The sequence below is a fragment of the Bacillus marinisedimentorum genome (assembly GCF_001644195.2).
Classification (GTDB): Bacteria; Bacillota; Bacilli; order Bacillales; family Bacillaceae_O; genus Bacillus_BL; species Bacillus_BL marinisedimentorum.
Map to the genome: position 1 here is coordinate 130,040 of NZ_LWBL02000030.1, position 16,208 is coordinate 146,247.

15 protein-coding genes and 1 riboswitch are annotated in these 16,208 nt (G+C 46.7%); of the genes, 14 read left to right on the forward strand and 1 reads right to left on the reverse strand.

The genetic code is table 11. The features are described 5' to 3' along the window. The first annotated feature begins 131 nt into the window (after positions 1 to 131). The 9 genes from tkt (at position 132) to A4U59_RS09815 (ending at position 8,215) form a co-directional block, all read left to right on the forward strand. On the forward strand, positions 132 to 2,138 hold the full coding sequence (tkt, locus tag A4U59_RS09770) for a transketolase (RefSeq protein ID WP_066173256.1): 2,007 nt from the start codon (positions 132 to 134) through the stop codon (positions 2,136 to 2,138). Between the two features lie 411 nt (positions 2,139 to 2,549). Next, positions 2,550 to 2,987 carry a sporulation inhibitor of replication protein SirA gene (gene sirA / locus A4U59_RS09780; protein ID WP_066173261.1) on the forward strand — a complete coding sequence of 146 codons (438 nt, stop codon included), beginning with the start codon at positions 2,550 to 2,552 and terminating at the stop codon, positions 2,985 to 2,987. Positions 2,988 to 3,074: 87 nt separating this feature from the next. Next, positions 3,075 to 3,296 (forward strand): YneF family protein, encoded by a 222-nt coding sequence (locus A4U59_RS09785; protein WP_066173264.1) that lies wholly within the window; start codon positions 3,075 to 3,077, stop codon positions 3,294 to 3,296. Between the two features lie 140 nt (positions 3,297 to 3,436). Further along, positions 3,437 to 4,534: a tRNA 2-selenouridine(34) synthase MnmH gene (gene mnmH / locus A4U59_RS09790; protein ID WP_066173267.1), complete on the forward strand. Its 1,098-nt coding sequence runs from the start codon at positions 3,437 to 3,439 to the stop codon at positions 4,532 to 4,534. A 347-nt stretch (positions 4,535 to 4,881) separates the two neighbouring features. Next, on the forward strand, positions 4,882 to 5,922 hold the full coding sequence (locus A4U59_RS09795) for a CapA family protein (protein ID WP_066173270.1): 1,041 nt from the start codon (positions 4,882 to 4,884) through the stop codon (positions 5,920 to 5,922). 97 nt (positions 5,923 to 6,019) lie between these two features. Then, the gene (locus A4U59_RS09800) at positions 6,020 to 6,727 is read left to right on the forward strand and encodes a cytochrome c biogenesis CcdA family protein (RefSeq protein WP_066173273.1); all 708 of its coding nucleotides are present in this window, start codon (positions 6,020 to 6,022) and stop codon (positions 6,725 to 6,727) included. Between the two features lie 63 nt (positions 6,728 to 6,790). After that, entirely contained in the window at positions 6,791 to 7,213 is a 423-nt protein-coding gene (locus A4U59_RS09805) for a Na(+)/H(+) antiporter subunit B (protein WP_066173276.1), read from the forward strand. A gap of 72 nt (positions 7,214 to 7,285) precedes the next feature. Next, positions 7,286 to 7,645: a response regulator gene (locus tag A4U59_RS09810; protein ID WP_066173279.1), complete on the forward strand. Its 360-nt coding sequence runs from the start codon at positions 7,286 to 7,288 to the stop codon at positions 7,643 to 7,645. A gap of 81 nt (positions 7,646 to 7,726) precedes the next feature. Then, complete coding sequence (locus tag A4U59_RS09815) at positions 7,727 to 8,215, forward strand: CcdC family protein (protein WP_083270779.1); 489 nt, start codon at positions 7,727 to 7,729, stop codon at positions 8,213 to 8,215. 361 nt (positions 8,216 to 8,576) lie between these two features. On the opposite strand, the gene A4U59_RS09820 is transcribed toward A4U59_RS09815, so the two are convergent. After that, positions 8,577 to 8,999, reverse strand: coding sequence for a DUF2621 domain-containing protein (locus tag A4U59_RS09820; protein ID WP_066173282.1), 423 nt, complete (start codon positions 8,997 to 8,999; stop codon positions 8,577 to 8,579). 173 nt (positions 9,000 to 9,172) lie between these two features. Continuing rightward, positions 9,173 to 9,286, forward strand: a riboswitch (SAM riboswitch). Between the two features lie 135 nt (positions 9,287 to 9,421). On the opposite strand from A4U59_RS09820, the gene A4U59_RS09825 reads away from it, so the two are divergent. The 5 genes from A4U59_RS09825 to ilvN all read left to right on the forward strand — a co-directional run bounded on the left by A4U59_RS09825 (position 9,422) and on the right by ilvN (position 16,202). After that, positions 9,422 to 10,738, forward strand: a complete 1,317-nt coding sequence (locus A4U59_RS09825) for an O-acetylhomoserine aminocarboxypropyltransferase/cysteine synthase family protein (RefSeq protein ID WP_066173285.1) — start codon at positions 9,422 to 9,424, stop codon at positions 10,736 to 10,738. A 333-nt stretch (positions 10,739 to 11,071) separates the two neighbouring features. Continuing rightward, positions 11,072 to 11,977 (forward strand): branched-chain-amino-acid transaminase, encoded by a 906-nt coding sequence (gene ilvE / locus A4U59_RS09830; RefSeq protein WP_066173289.1) that lies wholly within the window; start codon positions 11,072 to 11,074, stop codon positions 11,975 to 11,977. Between the two features lie 12 nt (positions 11,978 to 11,989). Then, positions 11,990 to 13,657, forward strand: a complete 1,668-nt coding sequence (gene ilvD / locus A4U59_RS09835) for a dihydroxy-acid dehydratase (protein ID WP_066173290.1) — start codon at positions 11,990 to 11,992, stop codon at positions 13,655 to 13,657. A gap of 323 nt (positions 13,658 to 13,980) precedes the next feature. Beyond that, positions 13,981 to 15,684, forward strand: coding sequence for an acetolactate synthase large subunit (gene ilvB / locus A4U59_RS09840; RefSeq protein WP_066173293.1), 1,704 nt, complete (start codon positions 13,981 to 13,983; stop codon positions 15,682 to 15,684). After that, the gene (ilvN, locus tag A4U59_RS09845) at positions 15,681 to 16,202 is read left to right on the forward strand and encodes an acetolactate synthase small subunit (protein WP_066173295.1); all 522 of its coding nucleotides are present in this window, start codon (positions 15,681 to 15,683) and stop codon (positions 16,200 to 16,202) included. Before ilvB ends, ilvN begins: the two co-directional genes overlap by 4 nt. Positions 16,203 to 16,208: the final 6 nt, after the last annotated feature.

Genomic DNA, 16,208 nt, shown 5'->3' on the forward strand with positions numbered 1-16,208 from the left:
GAGATATAATACAATAGTAGAATTGATTAACCGTTCTTCAGCTGTTTTGAGTGCTTGAACATTTAATTCAAGAAAGCTATGATTGTAGCTGGGAACGGATAAACACATTACATAGAAGGGATGAAAATTTTATGGCAGATAACATCCACGATCTTTCCATTAATACCATCCGGACGCTTTCAATTGATGCAATTGAAAAAGCACAATCAGGACATCCGGGAATGCCAATGGGAGCAGCTCCTATGGCATACAGTCTCTGGACTAAATATATGAATCAGAACCCGGCGAATCCGGAATGGTTCAACAGGGACCGTTTTGTCCTGTCTGCAGGACACGGCTCCATGCTTTTATACAGTCTTCTTCATCTGGCAGGTTACGATGTCACAATGGACGATCTCAAAAACTTCCGCCAGTGGGGCAGCCGAACGCCTGGTCATCCGGAATACGGCCATACATCTGGTGTTGAAGCAACAACAGGACCGCTTGGCCAGGGTATTGCAATGGCTGTAGGGATGGCGATGGCTGAAAGGCATCTTGCAGCAAAATATAACCGCGGCAGCTATAATGTAGTGGACCACTTTACATACAGTATTTGCGGTGACGGCGACTTGATGGAAGGCATTTCCGGAGAGGCTGCCTCCTATGCCGGCCATATGAAACTGGGCCGCCTTGTTGTGTTATATGACTCAAATGATATTTCCCTTGACGGCCAGCTGGACCGCTCGTTCACCGAAAGCGTCGAAGACCGTTTTAAAGCTTATGGATGGCAGGTAATCAGGGTGGAGGACGGAAACAATCTTGAGGAAATTGAAGAAGCTCTGGAAAATGCAAGAGCGGATCTTGATCGCCCTACACTGATTGAAGTGAAAACAACGATCGGATACGGCTCCCCTAACAAAGCCGGCTCTTCAGCCTCTCACGGTGCACCGCTTGGCGAAGAAGAAGCGAAAATGACGAAAGAGTCTTATAAATGGACGTTTGAACGGGATTTCCATGTACCTGATGAAGTTTACAGCCACTTTAACGAAAAAGTGAAAGAGAACGGCCAACAAAAAGAAAATGAGTGGAATAAGCTGTTTGATTCATATAAAAATGAACATCCTGAACTGGCAAGGGATCTTGAAACAGCGATCAAGGGCGAGCTTCCGGAAGGATGGGAAAGCCATCTGCCGGAGTATGCTCCAGGCGAACACAAAGCTGCTACCCGCGCCTCCAGCGGTGAAGTGCTGAACGGAATCGCAAATGGAATCCCGAACTTCTTCGGCGGTTCTGCAGACCTGGCCGGCTCCAATAAAACACTGATTAAAGATGAAGAGGATTTTTCCGCAAGCAATTATGCAGGCCGGAATATCTGGTTCGGTGTTCGTGAATTTGCGATGGGTGCCGCTCTGAACGGCATGGCACTCCATGGCGGGCTGAAAGTGTATGGCGGAACATTCTTCGTCTTCTCCGACTACTTGCGCCCGGCTATCCGCCTGGCAGCCTTAATGGGGCTTCCTGTCACATACGTATTTACACATGACAGCATTGCTGTCGGTGAGGACGGCCCTACACACGAACCGATTGAACAGCTGCCTTCATTAAGAGCGATGCCTGGTTTGTCCATCATCCGCCCGGCAGACGGCAATGAAACGAAGGCTGCCTGGAAAATGGCCATGGAAAGCACAAATAAACCAACAGCGCTTGTGCTTACACGCCAGGGACTGCCGACAATGGCAACCGGACAAAAAGCAGAAGAAGGAGTCCGCAAAGGTGCATACGTCATTTCGTCCGCACAAAACGGAAACCCTGAGGCGCTTCTTCTTGCGTCTGGCTCAGAAGTGAGCCTTGCTGTGGAAGCGCAGAAAGAACTTGAAAAAGACGGCATCCATATATCAGTGGTGTCCATGCCTTCCTGGGACAGATTTGAAGAACAATCAGAAGAATATAAGGAAAAAGTCATCCCGAAATCCGTCAAGAAGCGTCTTGCTATTGAAATGGCTGCCACTTTCGGATGGGAGCGCTATACCGGCGATGAAGGAAAAGTGCTCGGCATAGACCGTTTCGGTGCTTCTGCTCCGGGAGAAAAGGTCGTATCAGAATATGGCTTCAATGTAGGAAATGTGGTTTCTGAGCTTAAATCCCTTCTGAAAAAATAATATGAAATTCCCGAAACCTCCGGCCGAGCCGGGGGTTTTTTCATCGTATAGGAAAGTGAAAGTTGTCAGGAAGGAAGGAATGAAAAGGAGCAGACAATTTTATGGATATAGAACGGCAGATGTGCCGCCGTCTTTGCCTGAAAGCTCGCCAATCGGCGAGTTTTCGCTGTTGTTAAGGAAATTATAATATTTAAGCGTTGCGGATAGCCAGAAGGGAATTGTCCAGCTCCAGGCGCAAGCGGCTATCGTCATAAGCAGGCGCCTTGCGCATTTATTCTGTCCATGACACTAACAGTCTATATGCAAGCGGCTCCATTCGACAAAAATAGAAGAGATTTGTTTCACGGATAGACATTGATTATATAAATGTTCCGCTATACTGACAGAAAGGAGATTACAGGAGGGGGCTGCATGAGAAGGTTCGTCATTTATCTTGTGGAAGAAGAGTTTTGCCACCACTTCTTCGGCAACGAAGACCGATTATACAATTTGTTTTATCAATATGAATTTAAACAGGACATGCAAGCATATAACGTTGTCAAAAGGCAGGTCCAATATATTACACGGAGGGTCCCGATCCAATTGCTCAAGCATGAAATCGGGTCAAGGATAAAGAGCCGCCCGGACGGACATATTTTGTTGAATACATTCTATATTGACGCGAATGATACGCGGGCGAGCTTATCACTGCACCAGAACTTCTTATTGCTGCGATCAAGCGGAACATATGAAGCGGAAACGATCTTTTTTGAAGCGTTGCGTAAAATAGACTCTTATTTTCTTGCGATTGACTATCATAATAAAAACTATGGATGGCTCAACCCGATAAAACAGCGTAAATTTGTATGAAATTCGACAAAATGGCTCCGACTTATTGTATAATAGGAACGGTTTTAGTACACTTTACAGTAGACAGTTTGAAGGAGGAGCTAGTGTATGTTTTATTACATTCTGGTAGGCGTCCTGGCATTATTGGCCGGGCTTGCTATCGGGTTTTTTATCGCTCGCCAATACATGATGAGCTATCTGAAGAAAAATCCGCCAATCAATGAACAAATGCTTCGTGTGTTACTCATGCAGATGGGACAAAAACCTTCGCAGAAGAAGATTAACCAGATGATGAGAGCCATGAACAATATAAACACAACAAAAAAATAATGTACTGACGGACAGGCACTCATTGGAGTGTCTTTTCCTATATAAGGGCTTATACGCTGGATTTCAACTGCGGCGATGTGTACAATAATAGACGGTAGACATCGTTTCAGTCATATGGACGGCAGAAAGAAGGATATGGAATGAAGATGGATTCGAAACCTGACAAAATGACAATATATGATGTGGAACATATTGATAATCCATGTTTTGTTGACGTTCGTTCGCCGGCGGAATTTGCGGAATATCACATGCCTGGCGCAGTGAACATTCCGATATTCGATAATGGGGAACGGGCCGAAATCGGCACCCTATATAAACAGCGGGGGCGTGAGCCGGCAAAAGAAAGAGGCCTGGAGGTGTTATCTGGAAAATTGCCGATATTTTACGAACGTTTCCAGAACATCATCAGGGAAAACCCTGATTCACCGATTGTCGTCTATTGCTGGAGGGGCGGAATGCGCAGCGGAGCTGTCGTCACTACAATGAATATGATGGAATTGCCGGTTGTTCAGTTAGAAGGCGGCATCAGATCATACCGTAAAAAAACAGTCAGCGAACTGGAAGAGGCAGCAAGTGAACCGAAACCCTTCGTTGTTCTTGAAGGTCATACCGGCACCAGAAAGACAGATGTTTTGCAGGCCCTAAAATCAGAAGGGTACCCGGTCATCGATCTTGAAGGATTGGCACGGCATCGTGGTTCCATTTTTGGCAATATTGGCCTGAATCCAAGCAGCCAGAAGGAATTTGAAGCGAATCTGGCAGCGGAACTGAAACGGTATAAAAGATTTCCTTACTATTTGATTGAAGCTGAAAGCAAACGGATCGGCCCAATCACGCTCCCGGATTTTATCGTTGAAGGGAAAGAAAAAGGCATCAGGGTCAAAGTGGAAATGCCATTTGCCGAAAGAATCAGCAATATCATGCAAACTTATGTAAAAGACGGCTATCTTGATGAATTCAATGAGGCGGCAAGGAAACTGAAAAAGAAACTCAAGCCGCTGGAAGCACAGGAAGAACTGGAACGGAACCTGCTCCATGGGGACTATAGGTCCGTCATCTCGATGCTGCTTGAGTATTATTACGACCCGAGGTATAGCCACGCGTCCGATGGTTATGATACGCCTGTCTTTCCCGTTGCCTTTACAACACTTAATGAAGGAATTGCCAGGGTAAAGGGAGCTCTTGAAGAAATCGAAAGTGAATATGCTCTGGGAAATGAATTATCCGAAATGGAATGACGTTACTAAAGGAGGCCGGGACATAACCAAACTGTCCACCTCTATAGACGAATAATATCATGTTAAGAAAGCCAAAAAAGTAAAAAACCGAACTAACGCGAAACTCTATTTAGAGCTTCGTAACATAGTTCGGATTTTTCTTTGACTAAAATACTTTTGTCCCAGCCTCTTTTTTCTCTAATCAATTAAAGGTTTGCTTGATTTTAACCATATCTGTCACACAACAGTATTGTTTAAGCCGGTTCCCCCTAAGCAAGAGAAAGGATCCCCCTGATGTGTAAGCCGTTCTACTTTCCCGTCTCAGACCATATATTGGCTTCTGATACGGGAAATGGGGGACAGGTTATATGTATGTTATGTTATCCTTGATGCTTTCTCTATTGATGGGATACTCGGCTGCGGAAGACATGGAAATCGATTTGAAGCAAGAACCGGTAACGGTCACGTTTGCGGGTGACATCATGATGGATCGGTCCGTCAGACAGGCAATCGCTGAACATGGTCCGCTTTATCCGTTCACGGAAGTGAGGGAACTGGTCAGCGCTGCTGATTATGCAGTGGCCAATCTTGAAACAGCTGTAACCGGGAGACATGAAAAGTATCCTAAAATGTATAACTTTAAATCAACTCCTGAGGCGCTGGACGGTGTAAAGCAGGCTGGATTTGACCTTGTGACACTGGCGAATAACCATACGATGGATTACGGAATTGACGGGCTGCTGGATACAATGGCTTATGTCAATTCAGCCGGGCTCGCATACATTGGCGCCGGGGTCAACAGCAAAGAGGCATATCAGGACCATTCCGTCCATATAAAAGGGCTGCATATCAAATTTCTAGGAATTTCAAGAGTATTGCCGGCGGGTGATTGGTTTGCAGGGAAAACAAAGCGGGGAATCGCAAGTGCTTATGATTTGGAGCGGGTGCTCTCGGTTGTCAGGAGGGAGAGCCGGAACACGGATTATTTGTTTGTTTATATGCATTGGGGTTATGAACGGAACGATTTTCCGGCTGCATACCAGACGGCTGCGGCCAGGAAGTTGATTGATGCAGGAGCAGACGGCATTATCGGCAGCCATCCCCATGTGCTGCAGGGACTTGAATATTATCAAGGTAAGCCAATCGCCTATTCGCTCGGCAACTTTTTGTTTCCTGACTACGTCAGTGGCAAGACGGCGGAAACGGGCCTGTTGACGATTCGGTTGGACGGAGAAAAAGTAAATGCGGCGTTCAAGCCGTTCCGGATTGTGGATGACCGGATCATTAAATTGTCGCAAGAAGAAGAAAAAATGGCTTTCAACCGTCTGCAGCAACTATCGCCGGCTGTTTCATTTCAGGCCGGGGTAGTGCTGGATAGGAAAACATATGCCGGGGAAATTGCCGATTAATTGATGATTTTGTCACAGAATTGTATCATTGTTTTTTTCGTTTGTTTTGTTAGAATAGGTAGGAGAGATAGAGGATATACGTATAGGGGGATGTTTAATGGCAGATGTGAATATATTTTTAGCTTTTGGCGCCGGCTTTCTTTCGTTTATTTCGCCGTGCTGCCTACCGCTTTATCCTGCCTTTTTAAGTTATATAACAGGGGTGTCCGTGAACGAACTGAAAGAAGATAATGCTATGCTGCAGCGCCGGACACTTTTACACACGATATTCTTTTTGGTCGGTTTCTCGATTATTTTCCTTGTATTAGGCATGTCGACATCACTGGTTGGCCAGCTGTTTGTAAAATACAGCGACTTGATCCGTCAGGTCGGCGCGATTTTAATCGTGTTCTTCGGTTTTGTCATCGTCGGTGTGTTAAAACCTGAATTTTTGATGAAGGATCATAAACTTTCGTTTAAAAATAGGCCATCGGGATATTTTGGCTCCGTATTGATCGGCATCGGTTTCGCCGCGGGATGGACGCCGTGCACGGGACCGATTCTGGCAGCTGTTCTGGCGATGAGCGTCACGAATCCCGGATCGGGAATGATGTATATGATTGCATATACACTCGGCTTTGCAGTGCCGTTTTTGATCATGTCATTTTTCATCGGGCGCATGCAATGGATTAAAAAGCACAATGCAAAAATTGTCCATGCGGGCGGTTATGTGATGATCATCATGGGGATTTTCCTATTCTTCGATTGGATGACCAAAATCAGCTCTTACCTGATTAATGTTTTCGGGGGCTTCACAGGATTTTAATCTGCGAACCGCTATACTATAATTGATTAAGACAGAATAAGCAGCAGCATAAGGAGAGTAGCCATGAGATCAAACGATGTGATTTTAAAAACGACAACTACGACGATTGCTTTTGTAATCCTGGCTTTTTCATTTTATCTTTTTTTGGCTGGCCATAACGCTCCAGGAGGCGGATTCATTGGCGGGCTCATGACAGCAGGTGCACTTGTGCTGATGTATATCAGCTACGGGATGGAGACGATGTCGCGTATCATCAAAGTGAATTTCCGCAGCTTCATACCGATGGGCTTACTGACAGCAGGTCTGACCGGTATGGGTTCTTTCCTTTTTGATGTCCCATTCCTTTCCCAAACATTCGGCCATTTCCATTTGCCTCTTCTTGGCGATGTCGAACTGGCGACAGCCATGTTATTCGATCTTGGGGTGTATTTGACCGTAGTCGGAATTACAATGACGATTATTTTAACGATTGCAGAAGACCAATGATGTAAAGCGAGACGGCCTGTTGCAGGCCGTCTTCTCTTATTACGATGAGAATGCTGAAATGGGGGACGTGTGTTGGCAAGTGTATTAGTTGTGGATGATGTCCAGTTCATGAGGGCCAAGTTGAAGGATATGCTCGTACAGGGCGGGCATGAAGTTCAATGTGAGGCGGAAAACGGCAAAGAAGCCGTTTCCATCTACAAAGACTGCAAGCCTGACCTGGTGATTATGGATGTCACAATGCCGGAAATGAATGGAATAGAAGCACTCAGGGAGATTAAGGTGTTCGACCCGTCTGCCCTCGTCATCATGTGTTCAGCGATGGGTCAGGAAAAACTGGTGATGGAAGCAGTCGAAGCGGGGGCAAAGGACTTTATCATCAAACCATTTGAGGACAGCCGTGTATTGGATGCGATCAACCACATGATCAGGTAAATAGGTAAATCCGGTGTGATAACCACTGTAAGTACGGTATAATGGATAATATCCAGAATTTGAATTAAAAGGGTGAGGAAGTTGCTGATATGGGTCAGCACCATTTTTGCAGCCTTCATGGCGTCATTCATGATTTTTGTACGGATAAAGGCGGCTGAAAGGCCGGTTTCTGCCATAAAATTGATCCTTCCTCCGGTTTTTATGAGCACTGGTTTTTTCATGTTTGCAATACCTTATTTCAGGGTGCCGCCGGCTGAAGGAGCAGAGGCGTTTCTTGTCGGTTCACTTTTTTCAATATTACTGATAAAAACATCCCGCTTCACTGTTTCAGGGAATAAGATATATTTACAAAGGTCGAAGGCATTTGTCTTTTTGCTGATTGGGCTGCTTCTTCTCCGGCTCGTCATGAAAAGTTTTCTCGGCCATTACATTTCCTTCGGTGAAACGAGCGGCCTGTTTTTTATTCTGGCATTCGGCATGATCCTGCCGTGGAGGCTGTCGATGTACCTATCTTACAAAAAGATTAAAAAGCAGTTATATATCAAGGATGGAAACCTGCTCCATCCATAAATAAATGTGCCTGTTTTCAGCAACCGGTCCAGTTAACGGTGAGAAAAGCTATTTTAAGGACGAAATCGCCTATGTTTTCGTCCTTTTCTTTTTCCTGCAGTTTTCCATTCAGCATAACAAATAAGTGACACAGGTTAAATGCTTGTTCTTTTGCTGGAAAGGCTGGGGAAATACATTCTTGCCGGCTGCTCCGCAGAAATCATCCACCCGTTTTAAATTACAAAACAAATAACAACGTCCAGGTGAGAAACCTGGACGTTGTGCTATTTTCATTGTGATCACTTACTGAATTCACTTGCAAATCAGCTGGCGATAGTACGAATTAACATTTTTCTCTTCCAGAACTGTACCCTATACGTTTTTAAAATAAATGCTCATAAGGCACAAGACTAATATGTTTTTCGGTTAATGTTTTTCTCAAAAACTTATGGTCACGTTTCGGGGTCGCCATAATATATCCCCTGATCACATGGTCCTGTTCGATGCGCCGTGCGTTTTCTTGCAGCGCAAGTTCGCCGATCTTACCGGCGATTTTTTGCCTGGCAACATCCCTGAACAACTCGGGCACCGGCAAAACAAGCTCTTCGAGGAAACGTTTCTGCTCATCCGGCCAGAGGTGTTTCGACTGCTCGATATAATATTCCTGCCAGTCCATGATCGATTTTCCGTCTTCTTTCGGAAGTTTTTTCAGAAATTTCCTGAACATGAAGTAACCGCCGATCGCCATCATGACAAAGAGGAAAACAGACCAGAAAGCGATGAAAAGAATAAACCAATCGGACATTTAAAAACCCACTTCCTTTAATCAGCACAATTCATGTTTCATTATACAACTGAAAAAGGCAGCAGACAATCATCAGCAAAAGATAGGATGTTGGAGACAAAGGAAGCAGGTAAAAAATGTTGACAGGAAAAAGGCATTAAAGTATCATAACAAATAATTAACTGAATATTTAGTTCTTATCAAGAGAGGTGGAGGGACTGGCCCGATGAAACCCGGCAACCCGTCAAATGGCTGCATTTGATCAGGTGCCAAATCCTGCAAAGCTTGCTTGCTTTGGAAGATAAGAGAGTCGACTGTGACATATCAGGGCCTCTCTATCAAAGAGAGGCCCTTTTCTTGTATACAGTTTATCAAGTCTGTCCGAGAGCGTACGGGAGTTATTTTGAAAAAATAATGATAACCGAAAAAAGGAGTGTGGGAACATGGAAAAAAGGAATTATCGCATTGAAACGCTTGGCATTCACGGAGGGCTTCAGCCCGATCCTTCGACAGGGGCCCGGTCACTGCCGATCTACCAGTCCAACGCGTTCCAGTTTGAAAACAGCGGACATGCTGCGAACCTGTTCGATTTACAGGAAGAAGGCTATATTTATACGCGGATCGGCAACCCGACAGTTTCAGCGCTCGAACAACGCATGGCTGACCTTGAAGGCGGAGTCGGTGCACTTGCAACAGCGAGCGGTATGTCCGCAATATTGCTTTCTATCCTGAACATAGCGGAATCAGGTGATGAAATCGTATCGGCATCGACCCTGTACGGGGGCACATATAACCTTTTTGCTGTCACACTGCCGAAGTACGGTATTAAGACAAGGTTTGTCGACCCCGAAGACCCGCAAGCTTTCAGAGAAGCTATTAATTCAAACACGAAAGCAATATATGCAGAAACGATCGGCAATCCGGGACTCCACGTGCTTGATATTGAAAAAACATCACAAATTGCCCGTGAAGCGGGACTCCCGCTCATCATCGACAATACATTCGCAACTCCGTATTTGTGCAGGCCGATTGAACACGGTGCAGATATCGTCATCCACTCTGCGACCAAATGGCTTGGCGGAAATGGGACAACGATGGGAGGGGTCATTGTAGACGGCGGGAAATTTGACTGGCAATCCGATAAATTTCCGGAATTCAACCGTCCGGATGAAAGCTATCACGGTCTGACATATGCAAAAGACCTGGGTGAAGAGGCTTATATTTTGAAAGCCAGGGTTCAGATGATGCGTGACCTCGGGCCTGCGATGAGCCCGTTTAATGCTTTCCAGTTATCGCTCGGACTTGAAACGCTGCATGTAAGGATGAAGGAACATGTGAACAATGCGAGGGATTTGGTGAAGTATCTGGAATCGCATCCAGGTGTAGAATGGGTCCTTTATCCGGAACTTGACAGCCATCCTTCCAGGGCGCTGGCAGAGAAATATTTGCCGAAAGGGGCCGGGTCAGTGCTCGTGTTTGGGATTAAAGGAGGACGCGAAGCAGGGGCGAAGGTCATCGACAATGTGAAATTGTGGTCGCATGTCGCGAATGTCGGGGATGCGAAAAGCCTTATCATCCATCCTGCTTCCACCACACATAGGCAGTTGTCGGATGAAGACTTGAAAACGACAGGAGTTACGGAAGATATGATCAGGCTTTCTGTCGGAATAGAACACATTGATGACATAACAGCCGACCTGCAATACGCAATTGAAGAAGCGAATGGATATCGTCCAGTTGAGAAAACTGCACAGCGTTAAATAATGCGGCTCCCTGAAAAGGGGCCTTTTTTTTTGACAGGCTTCATCCTGTATGGATTTTCCGGACAACCGGACAGGAGCGGATATGAATGAAAACGCTTCAAAAAAATTTACAATTGAACGCCATAAACCTTTAAAGTACTGAAGTTGCCGGAATGTAAGCGATTACAATAAAACTGATAAATCAAAATTATCTGAAAAGTTTCGATTTTGCTGTTGACCTCCTTATGAAACCGGCGTATTATTGTCCTCAATCAAACAAATTATCTTCTTCACAAGGCGGATTGAAAACTGTCCCGGCGCTTTCTGATGAAGAACGAAAGGAGTGGTTGTGTGAGCGAGCAATGGATCTATTTAAACGGCCGATTCGTAACGAAAGAACATGCAGTTGTTTCCGTTTATGATCACGGATTTTTATACGGCGACGGGGTGTTCGAAGGCATTCGCATGTATGACGGAAATGTCTTCAGGCTTAATGAGCATCTTGACCGGCTGTATAATTCCGCCCAATCTATCATGTTGAAGATTCCGCATACAAAAGAGGAGATGCAGGCAATTATTATCGAGACCTTGCGGAAAAACGATTTCCGGGATGCTTATATCCGGGTTGTCGTTTCCAGAGGGCCAGGAAACCTCGGCCTTGATCCGTTCCCTTGCCGCAACCCGCAGGTCATTGTCATTGCAGAACAGCTGGCATTGTTTCCGAAAAAGCTTTACGAAACGGGCATTGAGATTGCTACGGTGGCCAGCCGGAGAAACCGGGCGGACGTACTAAGCCCTAAAGTGAAATCACTGAATTATTTGAATAATATCCTTGTGAAAATTGAAGCTCACCTTGCCGGTGTCAGTGAAGCGCTCATGCTGAATGATCAGGGTTATGTAGCCGAAGGCTCGGCCGATAACGTATTCCTCATGAAAGACAGCGTGATAAAGACACCGCCAGGCTATATCGGCGCCCTTGAGGGGATTACACGGAACGCCATTATGGAACTTGCCGCCGAGATGGGCTATACAGTCAAAGAAGAAGTTTTCACAAGACATGATGTATATGTTGCCGACGAAGTGTTTTTAACCGGTACAGCAGCAGAGGTGATTGCCGTTGTTAAAGTTGACGGCCGTGAGATCGGAACCGGAAAACCAGGCCCCCACACGAAAAAGCTTCTGCAGGGCTTTCGGAAAAAGGTAACATTGGACGGAATGAAAGTATACCACCAGGAAAAAGATGTTCAGGCAGGATAGGCGGGATAATTGATGAGAAGCGACATGATTAAAAAAGGAATTGACAGAGCTCCGCACCGCAGCCTTCTGCATGCGGCTGGAGTCAAAACGGAAGATTTGCACAAACCGTTCATCGGCGTATGCAACTCCTATATTGACATCATACCGGGGCATATGCACTTAAATAAATTTGCGGAAGTTGTAAAAGAAGAAATCCGGAAGGCTGGAGGTATTCCGTTCGAATTCAATACAATCGGAGTGGATGACGGCATTGCAATGGGCCATATCGGAATGAGATATTCACTTCCGAGCAGGGAACTCATAGCCGACTCGGCAGAAACAGTCATCAACGCCCACTGGTTCGACGGTGTGTTTTATATTCCGAACTGTGACAAAATCACACCGGGTATGCTGATGGCATCCGTAAGGACCAATGTTCCTTCCGTTTTTGTATCAGGAGGACCGATGGAAGCGGGGCGTTCTGAATCGGGTGAATCGCTTTCCCTCGTTTCCGTATTTGAAGGGGTCGGAGCGCATCAGTCAGGAAGAATGTCACTCGAAGAACTGCAGCAGCTGGAAACGAGTGCCTGTCCGACATGCGGATCATGTTCCGGGATGTTCACCGCAAACTCAATGAACTCCCTTATGGAAATGCTGGGTGTCACACCGCAGGGAAATGCGACTATCGTCGCAACATCCGAAGATCGCAGAAATTTGATCAAATCGGCCGTTTCCCATCTGATGGATCTGGTTGAAAAAGATATCAGGCCGAGGGATATTGTCACAAAAGATGCGATTGATGATGCCTTTGCACTCGATATGGCAATGGGCGGCTCAACAAATACAGTCCTTCACACTCTGGCAATCGCCCATGAAGCGGAAATCGAATATGATTTGAAACGGATTAATGAAGTGGCGAAAAGGGTGCCGTATCTGGCAAAGATCAGCCCGGCATCCGATTATTCGATGGAGGATGTCCACAGGGCAGGCGGCATCAGCGCCATTATAAACGAACTGTGCAAAGTTGAAGGGGCGCTTCATAAAGACAGGATCACCATTTCAGGCAAAACAGTCGAAGAGAATACCTACGGCTGTGAGATTATAGATCCAAATGTCATCAGGACCGTCGATAACCCGTACAGCAAAACGGGAGGCCTCCAGATCCTCTTCGGGAATCTGGCACCGGATGGAGCGGTTATCAAAAAAGGAGCTGTCGATCCATCGATTGAAACCTTCCTCGGCGAGGCTATTGTGTTTGAATCACAGGATGAAGCGCAGGAAGGCATCAATAACGGAACAGTCAAGGAAGGCCACGTCGTCGTCATCCGGTATGAAGGGCCGAAAGGCGGACCGGGAATGCCGGAAATGCTGGCGCCGACTTCGGCGATTGCCGGCAGGGGCCTCGATAAAAAAGTCGCACTGATTACAGACGGCCGGTTCTCCGGGGCTTCAAGGGGAATCTCGATCGGCCACATTTCACCGGAAGCGGCTGAAGGCGGGCCGATCGCATATATCCAAAGCGGTGACCAGATATTAATTGATTTGAATAATGGAAGCCTGCAAGTCATGCTGACACATGATGAACTTGAAGAACGGCGTAAGAACTGGAAAAAGCCCGAACCTAAGATTCAAAAAGGATATCTTGCCCGCTATGCGAAACTGGTCACATCAGCCAGTACCGGCGGGGTCATGAAAATATAGAGTAAAACGCTGAAGAGGAAAAAGCTTCAGGAATCAGGCATTTACCAGAGAGCCCGCACTGCTGGAACCGGGCGATGCCTCCTGCGGCGACATCACCTCGGAGTGCTGTTCCGAAAACGGAGTGAGTAGGAACAGCCGGGTATGTAAAACCCGTTATCAACCGGACAGTGACTGCTGTTCAAGAGGCGGCATTTGTAAAAATGCTGCAAAACAGGGTGGTACCGTGAAAGCAATGCCTTTTCACCCCTGTGCACCGATTGTTTCATGTGCGCGGGGTGGAAAGGTATTTTTAATGAAAAAAATCATATACGGGAGGTAAAAGAATGCGGGCGAGAGTTAAACCGAAGACGGAAAATGTAAGTGGAGCCGATGTCCTCATCAGGGCACTTGAAGAGGAAAAGACGGACGTCATATTTGGCTATCCAGGCGGTGCTGTCCTGCCGATTTATGATTCTCTTTATCACAGCGGGTTCAAGCATATTCTCGCTAGGCATGAACAGGGGGCGATTCACGCGGCAGAAGGCTATGCGAGGGTTTCCGGGAAACCGGGTGTCGTCATTGCGACCTCGGGGCCAGGCGCAACAAACCTTGTGACCGGTATTGCTGATGCCATGATGGACTCACTGCCACTTGTCATATTTACCGGCCAGGTGGCAGCTGATGTTATCGGGACAGATGCATTTCAGGAATCGGACGTGATGGGTATAACGATGCCGATCACCAAACATAACTATCAAGTCAGGAATGCCGAAGATTTGCCGCGCATCGTGAAGGAGGCCTTTCACATCGCTTCAACAGGAAGACCTGGCCCCGTTCTGGTCGATATACCGAAAAACATATCAGCAGGGAAAGCGGAAGCACATTTTGACGCAGAAGTTAACTTGCCGGGATACCAGCCGACAACCGCACCAAACATTCTTCAGATAAAAAAGCTGTTTGACGCACTTGAGAACGCAAAAAGGCCAGTCATCCTGGCAGGGGCAGGCGTTATCCATGCGAAAGCATCCGGGGAATTACTGGCCTTTGCCGAGAAGATGCAAGTCCCGGTAGTGAACACCCTGCTCGGGCTCGGTTCCTTCCCGGCCAACCATCCGCTCCATTTCGGAATGGGCGGGATGCACGGGACATATACGGCAAACATGGCATTATCAACATGTGATTTGCTCATAAATATCGGGGCACGGTTCGATGACAGGCTGACCGGGAATTTAAAGCATTTCGCACCGGAAGCGACTGTCGCCCATATCGATATCGACCCAGCCGAAATCGGAAAAAATGTACCGACAGCCATTCCGATTGTCGCTGACGCCAGAGAAGCATTGAAAGAATTGGCATCAGGTTCAGGAAACAGACCGGAAAAAGAAGAGTGGCTCCTCCAGTTGGATGAAATGAGAAAAAACTATCCACTATGGTATACAAAGGAAACCGGAAAATTCGCTCCACAGGCACTCGTCGAAATGATTTGCAAGGCGACAGAAGGTGAGGCCATCGTGACGACTGATGTAGGCCAGCACCAGATGTGGGCGGCCCAATATTACAGATTCGACCGTCCGAACAGATGGGTTACGTCAGGCGGGCTCGGGACGATGGGATTCGGTTTTCCGGCAGCCATCGGCGCGCAGCTGGCTGAACCTGATAAAACGGTTGTTGCGATCGTCGGTGATGCCGGATTCCAGATGACACTCCAGGAGCTTTCTTTACTGAAAGAGCTCAACCTGCCTGTCAAAGTCATCATCGTCAATAACCAGTCACTCGGGATGGTGAGACAATGGCAGCAAACCTTTTATGAAGAGCGTTATTCCGAATCGCTGATGCCGGTGCAGCCGGACTTTGTTAGACTTGCAGAGGCTTATGGATTAACAGGAATAAAGCTTGAACAAGAAGATGAAGCCGCGGCTGTTTTCCATGAAATTCTGAATAACAACGAACCGGTTCTGATTGATTGCAGAGTCAACAGTGAAGAAAATGTCTACCCGATGGTGGCTCCGGGCAAAGGACTTCATGAAATGATCGGGGTGAAACCATGAAACGGATCATAATCGCGACTGTCAACAACCAGAGCGGTGTCCTGAACAGAATCACCGGAATGTTCACTAAAAGGCAGTTCAATATTGAAAGCATAACCGTCGGGCCAAGTGAGACGGCCGGCATATCGAAAATGACTTTCGTCGTCCATGTTGATGATAAAAATCAGCTGGAACAGCTCGTCAAGCAGCTGAATAAACAAATCGATGTTTTAAAGGTAAATGACATAACCGACCAGGCCATCGTGGCGAGGGAGCTGGCACTCATCAAAGTGATCAGCAACGGGCAGGTAAGGAGCGAGCTTCAGGGTATCATCGAACCGTTCCGGGCTTCAGTCATCGATGTTTCAAGAGACAGCATGACCGTCCAGGTGACCGGGGACTCGGATAAAATCGAGGCATTGATCGACCTGCTCAGGCCGTACGGAATCAAGGAGCTGGCACGTACCGGCATCACCGCATTCTCACGCGGGACCCAGAAGCAAGTGACCAATATCCAGCAGTATTCGTTAACAAAATAAAAAATA